Here is a 20,592-nt window from a genome sequence, read left to right on the forward strand (position 1 = left end):
CAAAAAAGGCCGAGTAGATATACATCAACTCGGCCTTTTTGGCACTACATTTAATTAGCTAGCGTTAGCCATCTACGTTAATTGTATACTCCGTGTCATTATAGATAACAGTTACAGATGAACCCGCATCTCCTAATGTTGAGTCAGAACCAAATGTCGCAACATCCTTATCTGCACCATTAGAGTCTTTCACCGAAAGCGTTCCTGACCCGTCGTCTTCTGCATTGATGGTTAAGTTTTCATTCAAGTAAGCGGTAATAGCATCTGCATCTGCATCTGCATCTAACCCTTCACCTGATAATAAATCACTTACATCCAATGCATCATCATCAACATTAAAGTCAGTAATAGTATTCAACGAATCTGAATCATCTTCGAGGATGAATAGGTCATTACCATCACCACCAGTAAATGTATCCTGACCAGTACCACCATCTAGAACATCATCACCAGCACCACCTAATAAGGTATCGTCACCACTTTCACCAAATAGGAAGTCGTTACCGTCTCCACCTTCTAGGTAATCCTGACCACTGCCACCCTCTAGTAAATCAGAGCCATCACCACCATACAGATCATCATCGCCATCATTACCTTCTAACCAATCATCACCTTCTTCTCCATAAAGCTCATCCTGAGCACTATCACCAACAATGTTATCTGCCCCTTCACCACCGGAAAGAACATCATCATTAGTAGTACCTTGAATGTAAGAATCTGCATCGTCTGCTGTGTAATCATACTCTTCAAACTCTGCAACACTTTCTTCTAGGTTCACAGCTAAATCAGCTGTTGGCGTATATGTGTAAGATGTTGTTGTCTCGACAACATTGTCATCGTTATCGTATGAAGTAACAGTAACATCGAACTCATTATCAGCATCTAAATCAGATTCATCGATATCTACCATCCAAGTACCGTCAGATAACAAGGTAGTTGTGTAGGTCGTATTATTCACTTCTAACGTAACGACATCACCGCTTTCAATGTAACCACCTTCCGCTGTACCTGTTACTGTTACTGTATCGTCAGATGGAACGCTTGCTGTAATGGCATTAAGGTCATCACTACTGATCTCGGTGTCACTCTGAAGAGTAACTGTCGCATCACCGTTTTCATCTGTTGTAACCGTATAAACACCACCGTCTTCGTCTGCACCCACCACTGTAACGCCATCAGGTAAGTTATCTAATGTCACTACAGAATCAGCATCAGAAGACAAGGTAATGGTATATGAGTAACCCGACGTTGCAGCAGTACCATTTTCAAACACGCTTTCCACAGCTGAATCTGAAACTACCTCACCATCACCATCATAAATAACACCATCATTGAACATGATGTATTCAAAAGCACTTATATAGTCACTAATACTATCGTAATCACTGGAATCATAGCCTTCCAAATGTAAGTAGTCCGTTCCAGAAGAGCCATTAATCGTGTCACTTAATGTTCCACCAATAGATAGGTAATCATTCCCTTCTCCCAAATGGATTTCACCGCTCACACTTCCAGCAACCGTTACAGTATCGTCACCTTCATCTGTTTCGATTGACTTAGAGCTAGTATGATCACCACCAATTGTAACAGTGTCATTACCTTCGCCCATATCGATCTCAGCGCTACTTCTAGTATCGTCGCCTATGATTAGAGTGTCATCACCGTCACCCATATCTATGGTAGCAGTGTGGCCTACATCATCTGCGACGATAATAGTATCGTCACCACCATTAGTCTCGATACTAGAGCTACCCTTAATATCATCACCAGAGCCAGTAACACTAATAGTATCGTTTCCATCTTCAAAACCATCATTTTCATCAAGAGTCTCATCATCGATACTACTTGAAGCAGAATAGACCTCACCTTCTACACCTGAGTCAGAAGTATCACTACCGCCATTATCAGTAATACTGATAGTCACTTCTGCGTCGTCAGCTTCGGTAACACTAACCACAGTAACAACTTCATCAGTGTCATAAGTTTCCGTACCCACATTAATTGAAAGCTCGGCTGTAGAAGTACTGCCATCTTCATCCACTATTGTGTAAGAGAAGGTATCAACCGCACCCTCAGGGATAGAAGAGACACTAGCAGTGGCTTGATAAGTGTAACTACCATCTTCATTGATAGTTAATGTACCGTAGTCACCCTCAATGCTTGTACCAACCGTACCATCATCTGAATCAGAGGCTTCATCCGCTGAAACACTGATAACAGTTACATCACCATCTTCACTTAACTCATCCGCACCTAAACCATTATCGTCAAGAACATTGCCGGTTACTTCAGGTAAGGTATAACCATCACCTTCCACAATACGAACAACTAGATCATAGCTTGTCGCTGCATCTTCATAGGTGTATATAGTAGAAACTACATCACTATCAGGGTCGCTTGAGTCAGTGAAGCCCACCACCTGCAATGTATAGATGTCGCCTTCCCACTCAAAAGTAACGTATGTACTTTCAACTGTTACGATATCTCTAGACGCTTCATCGTCTCCAGAGACATTAGCCGTTTCGTCATGAGTAAAGTTCACTGTTAGCGTTACAGGTTGAGATTCACCACTAGCGTCCGTTATGTAGTAAGTCACTTCCATTGACGCCCCAGTAATAGCGCCACCTGAGTAAACTGGGTAGTTATAATGAGTGAAAGTCCCTAGAACAATATCTTCATTAAGCTCAAACTCGCCATTCAAGTCGTCATCATTATCAATGAATCCGTAGCCTGACTGCAGACCTTCATCGCCCGCAGCAGAACCCCAGCGAATCTGGTCTTCTGAATCATCATTATCTAGGCCACCCAAGTCGCTTGTACCATCGAACGTCGTTACCGAAGTACCATCTGTGTAGCTAGTCCAGTTAACATCCACATTAGAAACTGTGAATGTTTCCTCTGAAACAGTAATACTTGCTTCATCATCTACAGCAACTGGCGCGGAATCCTCAAGGTCTACAGTGAATGAATAAGTACGACCGTCGTCCAATGTAATAGTTACAGTATCCTCAACGGAGTCTTCTCCATCATGATCAACTATTGGAGCTGTATAAGTGTAATTTTCACCATCATATGTGATGGTGCCACCTAATGCAGTTTCAACTTCTGTTTCACCTTCTGGGAAGGTAAATCCATCAGGAAGGTCAGTAAATACAACTGAACCACCTTCAATCGCAGTAACTGTAGCAATGGTAGTTGCCAAGTTAACCGTATGATCTGATGTCGCCTTGCTTTCAACTGTATTACCTGAACTATCTGTAGAGGTTACAACAGCATCAAAAGTAGATACCGCTGCAAGATCCTCACCCGAAACATCGACAGACCAGTTACCATCTGAATCAACCGTAGTGGTGTACGTTGTGCCATTTATTTCCAGCGTTACAACATCACCCTCTGAAATATCGCCACCAGAAGCCGTACCACTCACTTCAATGTCAGTGTAAAGTTCCTCTGCACTTAGGATATCGTCTTCAGTGATAGTATTAATTGACACCGTGCCTTCATCTGCAGAGAGGTCAATAGTGTGAGAAGAAGTCGCTGTAGAGCTAACTGCAACACCTACTGCATTTGTAGAAGTCACAATTGCGTCAAACGATGTGCCTGCTGCTAGGTCACTACCATCAATATCAACTTCCCAACTACCATCATCCTGAACAGTTGTCGTGTAAGTCGTCGCGTTAATGACAATAGTGACAGTATCACCTGCAGAAATATCACCACCAGATGCAGTACCATCAATAGTTACCGTACCCGCTGCTTCATCAGCATTAAGGATATCGTCTTCAGTAACAGAGCCGATAGTCACTGTGCCAGATGTTGCTGACAAATCAACAGTATGAGTTGAAGTACCAGTACTCTCGACAGTGTTACCAGCCGCATCACTAGACGAGACAACTACATCAAATTCTGTGTCATTCGTAAGATCATCACCTGATACATCAACAGACCAGTTACCATCACCATCAACCATAGTTGAGTAGTCTTCACCGTTAATAGTCATGGTAACGATATCGCCTTCTGCAATATCTCCACCTTCCGCAGTACCCGTTACTGTAATTGTCTCTTCAACAGATTCGCTAGCAGTAATAACGCCGTCACCAGTGATATCATCGATGGTAACAGTACCTTCATCAGCGACTGTGTCTTTTTCAATGGTATTCGTCTGGGAACCTGTATTACCGTAAACATCAGTGATATTTACTGTTACTGATAAAGTGCCATCAGCCAAATCAGACACATCTAAGTCTGTTTCAAAATAAACATAGCCGCCATCATCAGACTCCGTTACTTCACCAGTGAAAGTAATACTCTCACCCTCACTATCAGTAACAGTAATTGAAGTAACTTCACCGCCAGTTTCAAACCAACCACCAACGGTTAAATGACCAGCCTCATCGAAGTTAACAACATTGTCACCATTGCCATCGTCAACAAATGTATCTATATCTGCATAAGTATCGACTTGATAAGCTTCTGTTGTTGATGCGCTAAACTCATTGCCAGCATCATCTGTCCCTGTAACGGTAACAACTACTTCTGGCGGAGTAGAAGTACTAGCCGCAAGGTCAGAACCTAACACATCAACAGTGTAAGTATATTGGCCATCATCATTCGTTTCATTTGAAACAGTCGCAGTTCCAACAACATTACCATCAACATATACCGTAATAGTGTCACCTGCCGTTGCATCATTAAATACATGACCGCTCAAGGTTACATAGACACCTTCTGCAGATTCCTCAGAACTAATTGTGTAATCTGATGTAATTCCGTATACGTCAACACCACCGACAGCACTTGTATCGATGGAGTGAGAAGATGACCCTGTAGACTCAACAGTATTACCTGCTGCATCACTAGAAGTAACAACCGCATCAAAAAATGCATCTTCAGCTAAGTGAGCACCATCAACATCAACAGACCAGTTACCGTCACTATCAACAGTTGTTGAGTAATCAGTACCATCGATCTTCATTGTGACAACATCACCTTCAGATATATCACCACCTATCGCTGTACCAGATACAGTGATTGTCTCTCCCGCCTCTGTAGCATTGATAATGTCATCTTCAGTAATACTATCAACGGTGACAGTGCCTGCTTCTGCTGCAAGGTCTGCTTCCGCTGCTGTCGCACTTACTTCTTCTGAGGTGTTACCTGCCGCATCCGACAAGGTCGCTGTCACTGCATCTTCTGGAGACACTTCAACCTCAACACCGTTCTCGATTTGCTCAGCTGTCAAGGTAACAGTTACCTCATCACCATCCGCAACAGTGTAAGTCAACGTGTCACCAACTTCTGACCCTGCTACCGAGATCGTTGCTGTGACTGTGCCATCTTCACCCACTTCTTCAGCATTGTAGATGCTGTCATCACCAGTGCTTTCGAAGCTGATTGATGGGGTACCAATTTCTTCATCAGAACCTGCTGCTGTTGCCGTAGCTTCATCTGATGTGTTACCTGCTGCATCCGACAAGGTCGCTGTCACTGTGTCTTCTGGAGACACTTCAACATCAACACCGTTCGTAATCTGGTCCGCTGTCAAGGTAACTGTTACTTCGTCACCATCCGCAACAGTGTAAGTTAACGTATCGCCAATTTCTGAACCTGTTACTGAGATCGTCGCTGTAACTGTGCCATTTTCACCAACCTCTTCTGCATTGTAGATGCTGTCATCGCCAGTGCTTTCGAAGCTGATTGATGGTGTTGCAATAGAAGTATCAACAACCGCGCTTGCCGTACCTTCTTCTGAAGTATTACCTGCAGCATCAGTAATAGTAGCTGTCACTGTGACCGTCTCACCATCTGCAACAGCTTCAACCGTCGTATCAACAGAACCCGCTTCAATATCAGCATCTGTTAACTCGATCTCTGTGCCATTCACTGTCAATGTATCGCCAGCCACTGCACCTGTATCCGCAAGAGAGATGGTTACATTAACCGCACCGTCTGCTTCCGATACACTGATCAAACCATCACTATTAGCGTCTTCAGTGATAGTAACACTCGGTGCATTAGCTGCTGTTATATCAACTGTGTGTGTTGAAATAACAGTACTATTAACTGTATTACCAACTGCATCTTCTGACTGTACAACCACTTCAAACTCTGTATCTTCGGCTAGATCAGCACCGGATACAGAAATGTTCCAGTTACCACTAGATTTCACTTCGGTTGTATATGTAGTTCCATTAATTTCAAGAGTAATTGTATCGCCTTCTGCTATATCTCCGCCGTAAGCACGACCAAATATAGTAACGTTACCCCCGCTCTCATTTGCATTAATAACATCATCAGAGGTAATACTATTCACCTTAACGGTACCTGCATCTGCCGTTGTATCAACAACCGCACTTGCTGTACCTTCTTCTGAAGTATTACCTGCGGCATCGGTGATCGTCGCTGTCACTGTGACCGTCTCACCATCTGCAACCGCTTCAACCGTCGTATCAACAGAACCCGCTTCGATATCAGCATCTGTTAACTCGATCTCTGTGCCATTCACTGTCAACGTATCGCCAGCCACTGCACCAGTATCTGCAAGAGAGATAGTTACGTCGACATCACCATCAGACTCTACATCGTTGATGAAGCCATCACTGTTCACATCTTCTGTAATTGTGACACTCGGTGCACTAGTAGCAGTAGTGTCAGAACCCGCTGCTGTCTCACTCACTTCGTCTGAAGTGTTGCCTGCTGCATCCGACAAGGTCGCTGTCACTATGTCTTCTGGAGACACTTCAACCTCAACACCGTTCTCGATTTGCTCAGCTGTCAAGGTAACAGTTACCTCATCACCATCCGCAATAGTGTAAGTTAACGTATCGCCAACTTCTGAACCTGCTACTGAGATCGTCGCTGTGACTGTGCCATCTTCACCAACTTCATCTGCATTGTAGATGCTGTCATCGCCAGTGCTTTCAAAGCTAATCAATGGTGTGCCGATTTCAACATCAGAACCTGCTGCTGTCTCACTCGCTTCATCTGATGTGTTGCCTGCTGCATCCGACAAGGTTGCTGTGACAGTGTCTTCTGGAGACACTTCAACCTCAACACCATTATCAATATCATCTTGATCCAGAGTTACTGTGATTTCTTCTCCACCTGCTACGGTATAAGTCAAAGTATCACCAATAGCTGAACCTGATACCGAGATTGTCGCTGTGACAGAACCATCATCACCTACTTCTTCAGAATTGTAGATATTGTCATCACCTGTACTTTCGAAGCGGATTGATGGTGTACCAATAACATTATCTTGGACAGTCACCGCAACTTCTGCTGAACTGCTTTCTTCGCCATCGCTGATCGTGTAGCTGATCGTCGCTTCGCCGTTGAAGTTCGCTGCTGGTGTGAACTCAAGCTTGCCGTCAACAATCGCTACCGTACCTTGCTCTGCAGGAACCGTCGCTTCTGTGATCGTCAATGTATCGCCATCAACGTCTGTGTCGTTATCCAACACATCAATCGTGATCACGCCACCGTCTTCTGTGCCTGTCGCTGTGTCGTCTGTGGCAACTGGGCCATCGTTAACCGCATCAACAGTCACCGCAACTTCTGCTGAACTGCTTTCTTCGCCATCGCTGATCGTGTAGCTGATCGTCGCTTCGCCGTTGAAGTTCGCTGCTGGTGTGAACTCAAGCTTGCCGTCAACAATCGCTACCGTACCTTGCTCTGCAGGAACCGTCGCTTCTGTGATCGTCAATGTATCGCCATCAACGTCTGTGTCGTTATCCAACACATCAATCGTGATCACGCCACCGTCTTCTGTGCCTGTCGCTGTGTCGTCTGTGGCAACTGGGCCATCGTTCGTGCCTGTCACTGTAATCGTAAGAGTCGTTGTCGCTGTCGCACCTTGGTCATCTGTAACCGTCACTGGTACTTCGATGACTTGTTCTTCGCCCGCTTCTAAGCTGTCGTAAGACGACGCATCGAACTCATAAGTACCGTCTTCATTCAGCGTCAAGCCTGTCACTTCTGAGTCTGTACTGAACTCCAAGCTCGCACCCTCTGCAAGATCAACATCTGAAGCACTGATCGTGCCTACCACTGTTGCGTCTTCTGTCACAGAAGCCGTTTCGGCTACCGCTGTCGGTGCAACATTATGAGTTGATACCGTAGTTGCCGTGAATGGATTAGCCGAATCGTCCGTCCCTGAAACACTCACTTCAAATGAAGAATCTGCCGCAAGGTCACTACCTGCAACTTCTACACTCCAAGATTTATTCGCTAATACTACTGCAGTGTAAACAACACCATTAATTGTCATAGATACTGTGTCACCAGCGGAAGCATCAAAGCCGACTCGACCAGATACAGTGACAGTTCCTTCACTTTCTTCTGCACTTAACACATCATCTGAAGTGATGCTATTCACAGTGATCGTTGCCCTTGAAACCAAATCAACAAGATAAGTTTCTGACGTATCTGCTTCACCTTGTTGACCTATGGAGTTAGTTACAACTGCGTCTACTGTAATTTCATTTACGGAAGCTAGGTCAGATCCATCAACATCTATAGACCAAGCTCCATCACTACTAACAGTGGTTGTATAAGTAACACCATTAACAACTAAGGTAAGGTCACCAGACTCAAAATCATCACCTGTAACATTACCTGTAACTGTAATCGTCCCACTTGCTTCCTCTGCATTTATAATTGCATCTTCAGCAATAGGATCCACATCAACAAAAACAAGAAGGTCAGAGTCATCTAAGGCATGTTCAGAGGCTCCGGTTGTTTCAACACTATTTCCAGCTTCATCACTCGAACTAACCACAGCATCAAAATCAAGGTCCGCAGCCAAATCAGAGCCCGCGACATCAACAGACCATGTTCCATCTGCATTAACCGTCGCGGTGTAAGTCTCCTCATTGATTTCTAGTGTAACCGTATCACCTTCAGATATGTCGCCACCTGTGGCCGTGCCTGTTACCGTAATCGTAGATTCCGCCTCTTCGGCAGAAATTACGTCATCACCAGTAATAGTATCAACAACGACAACACCTTCTTCTGCGACTAAATCAATACTGTAAGAAACTTCTGATGAAGCCTGGCCCTGCTCACCATCTGAGTTATATGCAACTACCTCACCTGTAATAACATTATCACCATCTGCTTCTAAGTCTGACACAGACACTGTAATACTATACTCACCATCCTCTGATGTATTTGCCGTATAAGTCTCGCCATTAATAGTCAAAACAACCACAGAAAGAACAAACGCATCACCGGTAACCGTACCCGTTACGACCACCTCACCAGCTTCATACTCTTCAGCATTTATAATGCCATCAGTTGCAATTGGGTCGATTTCAAGTTCTACATCTATTGTAGACTCACCATCATTATCAAAGATACGTAACGAACCTTGAGCATCACCGAGAACGGCATTACCAGTTACATTTGATAAAGTAACAAATGCCATCTCCATATCTTCGACTTCTAGGTCATCAGTGATAGGAATTAAAATAGTTGCTGTTGTTTCACCTGCAGCGAAGGTAACCGTCCCTTCATAGTCCGAGTAGTCTTCACCCGCTGTAGCACCGATATCAATAGTAGAATAATCAACGGTAACTTCTGTATCTGATGCTGGTTCAAGAGTCACCGTGAATTCAGCATATTCCTGCCCTTCTACGGCATAAACATAATCAATGGAAATGACGGGGTCCGTTGTCTCTTCTATATCATTATCTTCGATTGCAAAAGAAAGAGATTCGTCGTAGAAGTTGTCACCTGTAATGACAGCATCAAAGTACTCAGTACCTTCCACTTCTACATCATCAAAAATAGGTATACGCACTTCAATTGACGTACTACCAGCAGGGAGCTCCATAGCAAATGTTGGCCAAGCAACACCATCCGTTATGGTTACAGAATCTAGGCTAATAGAAATCCATGTTTCACCACCATCTGTCGAGTACTCAATAGGCATAGAGTAATCATCAGCATACTCGGCGATTTGTTTGCCAAGTTCAGCACTTAAAGCCTCGCTAGTAAATGTAATTTTAAGCGTTTGATCTTCATCGAATGACAAAGTACTACTAATGGTAAATTGATTATAACCATCACCTTCCGAGACAGATTCAACATCTGTTGATAAGTGAGCTTTGTTAGTATCAAGTGTTGCTGAAGTTGCTTCGACCGAAGCAGTCCAGTCACTAACTCGATAATCGATACTCAAATTTTCAAGGTCGTATTGATCGATACCATCGTTAAGCTGGATTGTATAAGTGTCATCACCGTTATTTACTAATGTTCCTATATCTTCAAAAGCACTAGACAAGCTTACATTGTCAACTACAAAACCGTCGTCACTGACCTGTTGCGCAACAGCCCCAACTAGAAGATCACTCGTAGAGAATGTGATCTCACTAAGGTCATCACTGTAAACATATTCAATATTTCCACCGGCAACATCTATAGTATCTACGGTTCTTTCATCAAACTCCTCGGGAGCCCTATCTCCTGCCAACTCAGTAATAACTTCTGTAACGTGCTCCATTGCCTGTGTTTCAAATGTATTTACACCAGAGCCATCTTCTTGCTCGCTTTCAGCTGTAAACACAATATCTAAAACAGCTAACGCATCAGAAACATCATCTTTACCAGCGGAGCTTAGATCTAACGAATAATCAGCAAACGCTTCTCTAGTTTCTTCAGAGATCGTAATAACATCATCTAATGAATCCATATTAACTATGTCATTAGTATTTAAAACACCGTCGGTACTGTCGCTATCCTCCAAGCCCTCTGCAATGGCAAGAATAAAGATAGCCATATTCTCTACATAGTCATCATTCGTATCAGACAGGTCGACACCAGCAATGTCCTGTAAGAACAGATAATCCCCATCAATGACAGATGAAGAAAATTCAGCAATAATCACACCACCAACAGAAAAAGTAATGGTATCTCCGTCTTGGTAAAGAAAAGAGCCGTCCTCTCCTTGGTCACCAGTCAAACCCGTTAATCCACTTGAGGTCGTGTATGTAATACCGTTGACTAATCCATCTGCAAACTGAGCAACATAGGTGTCCAGTGCAGAACTAGAGGAACTAGAGGAACTAGAGGAAACACTAAACGAGGCAGTTCTAAAAGACGACTTATCGGAACTAGAGAAGCCATTATCAGTATCGTAACCAAACTTCGCAAAACCTCCCTCGGTATGACTACCAAAGTCAACGCTTGACTCACCGCCATCACGCTCAATAGAGACATCATTACGATTTAGCTGTTCAGAACCGTCTTCACCAGCTGCTGGTGCTTCTTGAATTTGAGTAGGGTCAAGACCTGCTAAAATAGCTTCTTGCAACGCCTCCGCTTCAGCAGAAGAGTCTGCCACTAATTCTTCGTTGCCTCCTAGGTTGTACACTTCTTCTGTTAATTCGACTAGGGAGTCCTCACCAATAACGATAACTTCTGAACCACCGTCGCCGAAGCTAATGGTAACGCTTGTGCCTTGCGACGTATTAATGGTTTCACCAAAGTAAACAAGACTCCCGAGTGTTATCTCTCGAACCTGACCATCGATAGATTCGATAGTTGCTGAACCTGTCATTTCGGTTACAACACCAATTGAATCGCCTAACGTTGCAAATGAAGAATTGTCGCTCATGGTGAATCTCCTAGATTCTGAAAACGGAATATTTTTACGATATAGATAGAACTTACACAATGAAATCCAATCTAGCTATTGTACTTAGGTACAATCAAAGCAGTTATTTCAATTTTTTATCACTGACGCTTTTTAAAATGAGCGTTTATATAGGCTTATTCCCACTAGGCGTAACATTGCTATGCATTAACCAACTAACTATAATCCCTGCCCCATAAAGCAAGTTAAAGCCCATTCATAAATAAAGACTAACCGAGAAGGCTCAATATTCGACAAGCATGCTTCTCGACTGTGGGCACGTCTTTTACTCAACTTATCAGAAGGTAATAAATGATAAACTCCATCAAGCAGGATTGGTTCTCCAATATAAAAGGCGATACCCTCGCTGGCACAGTGGTAGCCCTAGCGCTAATTCCTGAAGCAATCGCTTTTTCCATCATTGCGGGTGTAGACCCTAAAGTTGGCCTATACGCTTCATTTTGTATTGCGGTCGTTATTTCGTTTGTAGGTGGCCGCCCTGGAATGATTTCTGCAGCGACAGGTGCAATGTCTTTGCTAATGGTCACTTTAGTAAAAGACCATGGGCTTGAGTATCTACTTGCCGCCAGCCTGCTGACAGGTGTCATTCAGATATTTGCAGGCTATCTCAAGCTTGGTAGCCTAATGCGCTTCGTATCTCATTCTGTTGTCACCGGGTTTGTGAATGCCTTAGCTATTCTCATTTTTATGGCACAACTTCCCGAATTAACTGATGTGACTTGGCATGTTTATGCTATGACAGCTGCAGGACTAGGTATCATTTACCTATTCCCTCTTATTCCAGTAATAGGTAAAGCATTACCATCACCTCTCGTTTGTATTGTTGTTCTTACCCTAGTTGCCATCACGTACGGAATAGACATCCGCACAGTATCCGATATGGGAGAGCTGCCTGATACTTTACCTATCTTCCTATGGCCAGATGTTCCTCTAAACTTAGAAACTCTAATGATCATCCTACCCTACTCAATCGCATTAGCCGCAGTGGGCTTATTAGAGTCAATGATGACAGCAACCATTGTTGACGAATATACTGACACAGATAGTGATAAGAATCGTGAATGTAAAGGCCAAGGTATTGCCAATATCAGCTCAAGCTTACTAGGTGGTATGGCAGGCTGCGCAATGATTGGACAGTCTGTTATCAATGTTAAGTCTGGTGGTCGCGGCAGACTGTCCACTTTTATTGCAGGCTTCCTACTATTAATCATGGTGGTATTTTTAGATGACATAATTGGTCAAATACCAATGGCTGCATTAGTTGCCGTGATGATAATGGTCTCTATTGGAACTTTTTCTTGGGAGTCCATCACCAACCTCAAGAAGCACCCTCTATCGACAAACATTGTGATGTTAGCAACCGTCTCTATTGTCGTAGCAACTCACAACCTAGCATTAGGTGTGTTTGTCGGCGTATTACTCGCATCACTATTTTTCGCACATAAGATTGGCCGCTTCATGGTGGTGAAAAACGATAAGCTAGAAAATAGCGAAGAGCGTATTTATAACGTTATTGGGCAGGTATTTTTTGCCTCCGCAGATCAATTTAAAGCGTCTTTCGACTTCAAAGAACCACTAAAAACTGTCACCATTGACTTATCTGACGCTCATTTCTGGGATATCACATCTGTATCAGCACTAGATAAAGTAGTTATTAAATTCCGCAAAGAAGGCGTTATTGTAAACGTTGTCGGTATGAACGAAGCCAGTGCAACAGTCGTTGATAAATTTGGCGTACACAACGACCCAGCCGAAGTTGAAAAAGTAATGGGTGGACACTAATCCTCATTAACGCATCCCTAACCAAACGATTAAGGCCTATAAAGCCTTAATCGTTTTCGCTTAACTCTTCCTCTTTTTTACCCATCATCCAACCTTATGTGACAACAAGATTAAATATTTGTTAAATCGAATATGCGATATTTCGTATGTTTTATTAATGCGATACAATCCTACTATTGAAACTACACGACCAGTACAGAGAGAAAGCATGAACCCTACTATTTTCTTCAAGGCATTAGCAGATGAAACTCGCCTTCGCTGCCTTCTACTCATTACCCATTCTGACGAACTCTGTGTGTGTGAACTTATGGCTGCGCTAGAAGAGGCTCAACCAAAAGTTTCTCGCCACCTAGCTCAACTGAGAAAAAGCGGCTTATTGGTTGACAGAAGACAAGGGCAATGGGTCTATTATCGCCTACACCCAGACCTACCTAGTTGGGCTAATACAACCCTACAAGAAACACTGGAGGCTCAAATCAGTTGGCTAGAACAAAATCTGACTCAGCTTGAAAGAATGAAGAATAGGCCAGATAGACTAACGGCTTGCAACTAACAACACACGATTACTTAGTATTCAAAACATTACTCAAAATTAAATAAAGGTTATAAACATGACAATCAAAGTAGGTATCAATGGATTTGGCCGTATGGGCAGACTCTCCTTCCGAGCAGCCTTCGACTGGGACGATATCGAATTCGTACAAATTAACGACTCAGCTGGCACACCTGAAACACTTGCCCATCTCGTAAACTTCGACTCAGTTCATGGTCGCTGGCACCACGAAGCAGTAGCAACTGAAAATACTATTCAAATCAATGACAAAATCATAAAATGCTCAAAAAATAAAAGCATTACAGAAACTGATTGGTCCGAATGTGATGTTGTCATCGAAGCTACAGGTGTAATGAAAAGCAAAAAGCTATTACAAGCCTACCTTGATCAAGGCGTTAAACGCGTTGTGGTAACAGCACCAGTAAAAGAAGAAGGTGTTCTTAATGTTGTAATGGGAGTCAACGATGAAGATTATGACCCATCAATTCACCCTATCGTGACGGCTGCTTCCTGTACAACAAACTGCCTTGCCCCTGTTGTTAAGGTTCTTCAAGAAACCGTAGGTATAAAGCATGGCTCTATGACGACGATTCATGACATAACCAACACACAAACCATCATCGACGCTCCTCACAAAGACCTTCGAAGAGCGCGATCTTGTGGTACAAGCCTTATTCCAACGACAACCGGCTCAGCAACTGCTATTACCCATATCTTCCCTGAATTAAAAGGCAAGTTAAATGGTCACGCAGTGCGTATTCCTCTCACTAATGCATCACTAACAGACTGTGTTTTTGAAATGAACCGCGAAACCTCTGAGCAGGAAATCAATCAGATACTAAAAGGCGCCAGTCAAAACCAAATGAAGGATATTTTGGGGTACGAAGAGCGCCCTTTGGTCTCAATTGATTATAAAACGGACCCTCGCTCTAGCATTATCGATGCACCTAGCACCATGGTAATTAACGGCACTCAAGTAAAACTTTATGTCTGGTATGACAATGAGTGGGGTTATGCAAACCGTACTGCAGAACTTATGCGTAAAGTTGGTCAACTTGATCTTTAATAGCACCATTAAAAAGTAACAATCAAGGTTCAATATGATTTCAACTCTACCTCAAAGCGTTCGTCAATATTTGATCGTAACCGCTAATTACTGGTGCTTCACTCTCACGGATGGCGCCTTGAGAATGCTCGTTGTTTTATACTTCCATGATTTAGGCTATAAGGCACTGGAAATCGCCCTACTATTTGTTTTCTATGAAGCTTTTGGGGTTGTCACAAATCTCATTGGGGGCTGGCTTGGAGCGAAGTGGGGGCTAAACCGTACTATGAACATTGGGCTAGGAATGCAAATTTTTGCCCTTGCGATGTTACTTGTGCCTGCGTCGTGGTTAACCATTGTTTGGATGATGGCCGCACAAGCATTATCCGGCATAGCTAAAGATCTCAATAAGATGAGTGCAAAAAGCTCCATCAAGGTGCTGGTTCCCAAAGACAAGAGCGATACTCTATATCAATGGGTTGCCTTTCTCACTGGATCAAAAAACACTTTGAAAGGTGTCGGCTTCTTTCTTGGAGGAATTCTGCTTACTAGCATAGGCTTCCAAAATGCGATTTTAGTTATGGCGATAGCGCTTGGGGTAGTATGGATATTCAGCTTATGGAAACTGAAAGACGACTTAGGTAAAACCAAAAGCAAGCCGAAGTTTTCTGAAATTTTTTCCAAAAGCAAAGAGATAAACATCCTGTCTGCCGCAAGAATGTTTCTATTTGGTGCCCGTGACATTTGGTTTGTTGTTGCCCTACCTGTCTACCTGAGTGAGCACTTCAATTGGGATCATTGGACCGTGGGTAGTTTCCTCGCCTTTTGGGTAATTGGCTATGGTGTTGTTCAAGGCTTAGCGCCGAAAATAACAGGTAAAAATAGCGGCAAAGCTCCCAGTAACATTACTATCACATCATGGGTTGCCTTGTTAGCAATTACGCCAGCTCTGATGGCTCTTGGCTTACAAGAGAATGTCCATCCTCAACTAATACTAATTGGCGGTTTGATTTTATTTGGCGTGATTTTCGCTATAAATTCATCGCTACATAGTTATCTAATAGTTCACTATGCTGATAGCGAAGGCGTGTCTATGGATGTAGGCTTTTATTACATGGCAAATGCTATGGGTCGACTAATAGGAACAGTATTATCTGGCTGGATATACCAAGAGTTCGGACTAGCAAGCTGTCTTTGGTTTTCCTTCTCTTTTCTATTAGCTGCCAGCTGCCTTTCAATCTTTTTAAAAAAGCACCCCGCATACTAAAGTTACTTCCCTGCATAAGTATTACTACTCTTATGCAGGGCGCCTAATTTAACCATCTATATAAATACTAAATTCTTGATCATTATAAATAACATTGACTGTGTCATATGAGTCTACAGTACCATCTTGATTTGAATCGAAATCAGAGTTTTCTCCAAACACTGCAACCTCAGCACCATTTATCTCAACACTTTTATCTGTAACCGTAATAACATTTGTTAAAAATGCTTCTATCACAGCAGCATCTGCATCATCACTAGGGCTGCCATCTAAATCAGACAACAAAGCAGTTAGGTCCAACTTATCATCTTTGGCTGAAAAATCGGTAATAATATCTAACGTATCACTACCCTGAAGAACAAAAGTATCTTCTCCGTCCCCACCTGTCATGGTGTCTATACTGCCATCATCTTGCTCATCAAACCCACCAGTTAAAATATCATTTCCAGCTCCACCAATGAGAATATCACCACCTTCACCACCAGTAAGCTCATCACTACCAGAATACCCATATAGAGTGTCCGACTCATCTGAAGACTCATAATCTTTGCCCTCAATAACATCGTCAGATGCTGTTCCTTCTGTTACGACCGTCCCAGTATCTTTAGTGATCGAATCAGTTTTAGAACTAACAACACCATCAGCATCCGTAAAACTTACCGTCACAGATAGACTTCCATCCGCCAAACTAGATACGTCCAAGTAAGTCTCGATATAGTAGGAATCACCATAATCCTCATCTATCACAGCATCAGAGGTAGAGATAGTTCCACCTTCGCTATCAGTTATAGTTATTAGAAAAGACTGGGTACTACCAAGATAAAAAGCACCTACTGTTACATTATCAACTTCATCAGAGTTAATAATATTATCGCCACTATCATCAAAAACAAACAAATCTATATCTGCATTAGTATTTGTATTAATTTGATAAGCCTCACTCGTTGAAGCGCTAAATTCGTTACCCGCATCATCTGTTCCGGTCACAGTAACGATAACTTGTGGTGGCGTTGATGTACTTGCAACAAGATCCGAGCCTAATACGTCAACAGTATAGGTGTATTGTCCATCATCGTTGGTTTCATTAGAAACTGTAGCAGTGCCAACAGCATTACCATCAACATAAACAATAATAGTGTCACCCGCCGTTGCGTCATTAAACACATAACCAGTTAAGGTGACATAAACACCTTCAGCGGATTCTTCTGGACCGATGATGGAATCCGACGTAATACCATCGACATCAATTCCACCAACTGCACTCGTATCTATAGTATGAAAAGATGACCCTGTTGATTCAACAGTATTTCCAGCATCATCAGTGGAAGTCACCACGGCATCAAAATATGCATCCTCCTCTAAATCCGCACCATCAATATCAACTACCCATTCACCACTTCCATCTACTGTAGTTGTATATGTTGTTCCGTTTATTACCAATGTGACGATATCACCTTCCACAATATCACCATCAATTGCTGTACCTGAAACCTCTATGGTACTACTTGCTTCTGTTGCATTAACAATATCATCCACTGTAATCGCATTAACAGTCACCGTACCCGAATCAGCAGTAAGGTCTGCTTCTGGTGCCGTTTCACTTACTTCGTCAGAACTATTGCCAGCATCATCAGATAACGTAGCGACTAACGTGTCTCTCGGTGAAACTTCCAGTCCAATACCATTATCAATATCGTCTTGTGACAAAGTAACAGTAATCTCATCACTACCTTCTACAGTGTAAGTTAAAGTGTCACCTACTTCGGAGCCTGACACAGAGATCGTCGCAGTCACAGTCTCATCTTCACCAATCTCTTCTGCATTGTAGATGCTGTCATCACCCGTGCTCTCAAAAGTGATCTCTGGTGTCGCTATATCAAGGTCTACAGTATGAGTTGAGGTAATTATAGAGGTTACTGTATTACCTACATCATCTGTTGATGTTATCGTCACATCAAATTCAGTATCTGCAGCTAGATCTACCCCCGAAACAGACAGATTCCAATTACCACTGGATTTCACTTCCGATGTATACGTTGTTCCATTGATTTCAAGAGTGATTGTGTCACCTTCTGCTATATCTCCGCCGTAAGCACGGCCAAATATAGTAACGTTACCACCACTCTCATTTGCATTAATCACATCATCAGAGGTAATAACGTTTATTTTTACCGTGCCCGATTCTGCTACGATATCAACTGTATGTGTAGAAGAGCCCGTTGTATTAACTGTGTTTCCAGCCTCATCACTTGACATCACAACAGCATCGAATGCGGTTTCAGCAGCAAGGTCTGAGCCCTGAACATCAACCGACCATTCGCCGTTTTCGTCAACTGTGGTTGTATAAGTCTCACCATTGATTTCTAATGTAACAAGATCACCGTCCGCAATGTCACCACCCATTGCAGTGCCTGTCACTGTAACTGTACTAGCCGCTTCGCTAGCACTAATCACATCATCTTCTGTGATCGCATCCACTGTCACCGTGCCGGATTCTGCCGTTAAGTCCGCTTCAGCAGCTGTTTCAGTGACAGCTGAGGATATGTTCCCTGAAGAATCAGCAGTTAATGCTTTAAGAGATTCCCCCGGTACAACTTCCACTTCTACGCCATTATCTATGTCATCTTGAGTCAAAGTAACGGAGTTAAACCCGCCGTCAACAATATACGCTAACGTATCGCCTACTTCCGAACCTGTTACCGAGATCGTCGCTGTCACCGCACCATCTTCACCCACTTCTTCAGCATTGTAGACGCTATCATCGCCAGTGCTTTCGAAGCTAATAGAAGGCGTTGCAATAGACGTGTCTACTGTGTGCGTTGACGTCGCTGTGCTGTCGACTGTGTTGCCCGCCGCGTCTTCTGATGCCACGCTCACTTCGAACTCGGTGTCCGCTGCTAAATCCGCGCCATCTACGTCTACTGTCCAGTTTCCATCTGCATCGACTGTGGTTGTGTATGTGGTTCCGTTGATCGTCATGCTCACAACATCGCCTTCTGCGATATCGCCACCTGTCGCTGTACCAGATACCGCGATCGTATCGCTGCTTTCTGCTGCGTTGATCACGTCATCAGAGGTGATGTCGCTCACCGTCACTGTGCCCGCATCCGCTGAGCTGTCTACTGTGTGCGTTGACGTCGCTGTGCTGTCGACTGTGTTGCCCACCGCGTCTTCTGATGCCACGCTCACTTCGAACTCGGTGTCCGCTGCTAAATCCGCGCCATCTACGTCTACTGTCCAGTTTCCATCTGCATCGACTGTGGTTGTGTATGTGGTTCCGTTGATCGTCATGCTCACAACATCGCCTTCTGCGATATCGCCACCTGTCGCTGTACCAGATACCGCGATCGTATCGCTGCTTTCTGCTGCGTTGATCACGTCATCAGAGGTGATGTCGCTCACCGTCACTGTGCCCGCATCCGCTGAGCTGTCTACTGTGTGCGTTGACGTCGCTGTGCTGTCGACTGTGTTGCCCACCGCGTCTTCTGATGCCACGCTCACTTCGAACTCGGTGTCCGCTGCTAAATCCGCGCCATCTACGTCTACTGTCCAGTTTCCATCTGCATCGACTGTGGTTGTGTATGTGGTTCCGTTGATCGTCATGCTCACAACATCGCCTTCTGCGATATCGCCACCTGTCGCTGTACCAGATACCGCGATCGTATCGCTGCTTTCTGCTGCGTTGATCACGTCATCAGAGGTGATGTCGCTCACCGTCACTGTGCCCGCATCCGCTGAGCTGTCTACTGTGTGCGTTGACGTCGCTGTGCTGTCGACTGTGTTGCCCGCCGCGTCTTCTGATGCCACGCTCACTTCGAACTCGGTGTCCGCTGCTAAATCCGCGCCATCTACGTCTACTGTCCAGTTTCCATCTGCATCGACTGTGGTTGTGTATGTGGTTCCGTTGATCGTCATGCTCACAACATCGCCTTCTGCGATATCGCCACCTGTCGCTGTACCAGATACCGCGATCGTATCGCTGCTTTCTGCTGCGTTGATCACGTCATCTAATGTGATCGCATCTACCGCAATTTCACCAGCTGTGGCTGACACATCCACATTAATATCAGACACATCAATTGTTGTGGTTTCAGTTGCAGTATTCCCAGCTTCATCTGTCGATGTCACTGTCACTGTAATATCGGTACCAGATTCAATAGCCGCGATAACATCTTCACCGTCCACTTCTACCGACCAGCTACCATTCTCATCTACTGTTGCTGTATAGGTTTGGCCATTGACTTCTACTTCAATGGTATTAGTTACACCTTCCTCAATCGTCACTGTAC

General features: G+C 43.8%; 6 protein-coding genes. 4 read left to right on the forward strand and 2 right to left on the reverse strand.

Translation table 11 applies throughout. The features are described from left to right. Positions 1-64 precede the first annotated feature (64 nt). Positions 65-11,617, reverse strand: coding sequence for an Ig-like domain-containing protein (locus OFY17_RS08850; RefSeq protein ID WP_263530361.1), 11,553 nt, complete (start codon positions 11,615-11,617; stop codon positions 65-67). Between the two features lie 330 nt (positions 11,618-11,947). Here OFY17_RS08850 and OFY17_RS08855 point away from each other — a divergent pair, with 330 nt between their 5' ends. From OFY17_RS08855 to arsJ, 4 genes are all read left to right on the forward strand, one after another. After that, positions 11,948-13,438 carry a SulP family inorganic anion transporter gene (locus OFY17_RS08855; protein ID WP_263530362.1) on the forward strand — a complete coding sequence of 497 codons (1,491 nt, stop codon included), beginning with the start codon at positions 11,948-11,950 and terminating at the stop codon, positions 13,436-13,438. Between the two features lie 208 nt (positions 13,439-13,646). Then, positions 13,647-13,991, forward strand: coding sequence for a metalloregulator ArsR/SmtB family transcription factor (locus tag OFY17_RS08860; protein WP_263530363.1), 345 nt, complete (start codon positions 13,647-13,649; stop codon positions 13,989-13,991). 58 nt (positions 13,992-14,049) lie between these two features. Beyond that, positions 14,050-15,057, forward strand: a complete 1,008-nt coding sequence (locus OFY17_RS08865; protein WP_263530364.1) for an ArsJ-associated glyceraldehyde-3-phosphate dehydrogenase — start codon at positions 14,050-14,052, stop codon at positions 15,055-15,057. A 34-nt stretch (positions 15,058-15,091) separates the two neighbouring features. Then, positions 15,092-16,303: an organoarsenical effux MFS transporter ArsJ gene (gene arsJ, locus OFY17_RS08870; protein WP_263530365.1), complete on the forward strand. Its 1,212-nt coding sequence runs from the start codon at positions 15,092-15,094 to the stop codon at positions 16,301-16,303. Between the two features lie 48 nt (positions 16,304-16,351). Here the strand turns inward: arsJ and OFY17_RS08875 are convergent. Further along, positions 16,352-20,592: beta strand repeat-containing protein (locus OFY17_RS08875; protein ID WP_263530366.1), on the reverse strand; the 4,241-nt coding region annotated here is incomplete at its 5' end.

This window comes from Marinomonas sargassi (genome assembly GCF_025716875.1).
GTDB lineage: Bacteria > Pseudomonadota > Gammaproteobacteria > Pseudomonadales > Marinomonadaceae > Marinomonas > Marinomonas sargassi.

Excerpts from the sequence above, each read along its gene's own strand:
- OFY17_RS08865 (WP_263530364.1), top strand. The coding sequence starts at position 14,050 with ATGACAATCAAAGTAGGTATCAATGGATTTGGCCGTATGGGCAGACTC.
- OFY17_RS08860 (WP_263530363.1), top strand. The coding sequence starts at position 13,647 with ATGAACCCTACTATTTTCTTCAAGGCATTAGCAGATGAAACTCGCCTT.
- OFY17_RS08855 (WP_263530362.1), top strand. The coding sequence starts at position 11,948 with ATGATAAACTCCATCAAGCAGGATTGGTTCTCCAATATAAAAGGCGAT.
- OFY17_RS08850 (WP_263530361.1), bottom strand. The coding sequence starts at position 11,617 with ATGAGCGACAATTCTTCATTTGCAACGTTAGGCGATTCAATTGGTGTT.
- arsJ (WP_263530365.1), top strand. The coding sequence starts at position 15,092 with ATGATTTCAACTCTACCTCAAAGCGTTCGTCAATATTTGATCGTAACC.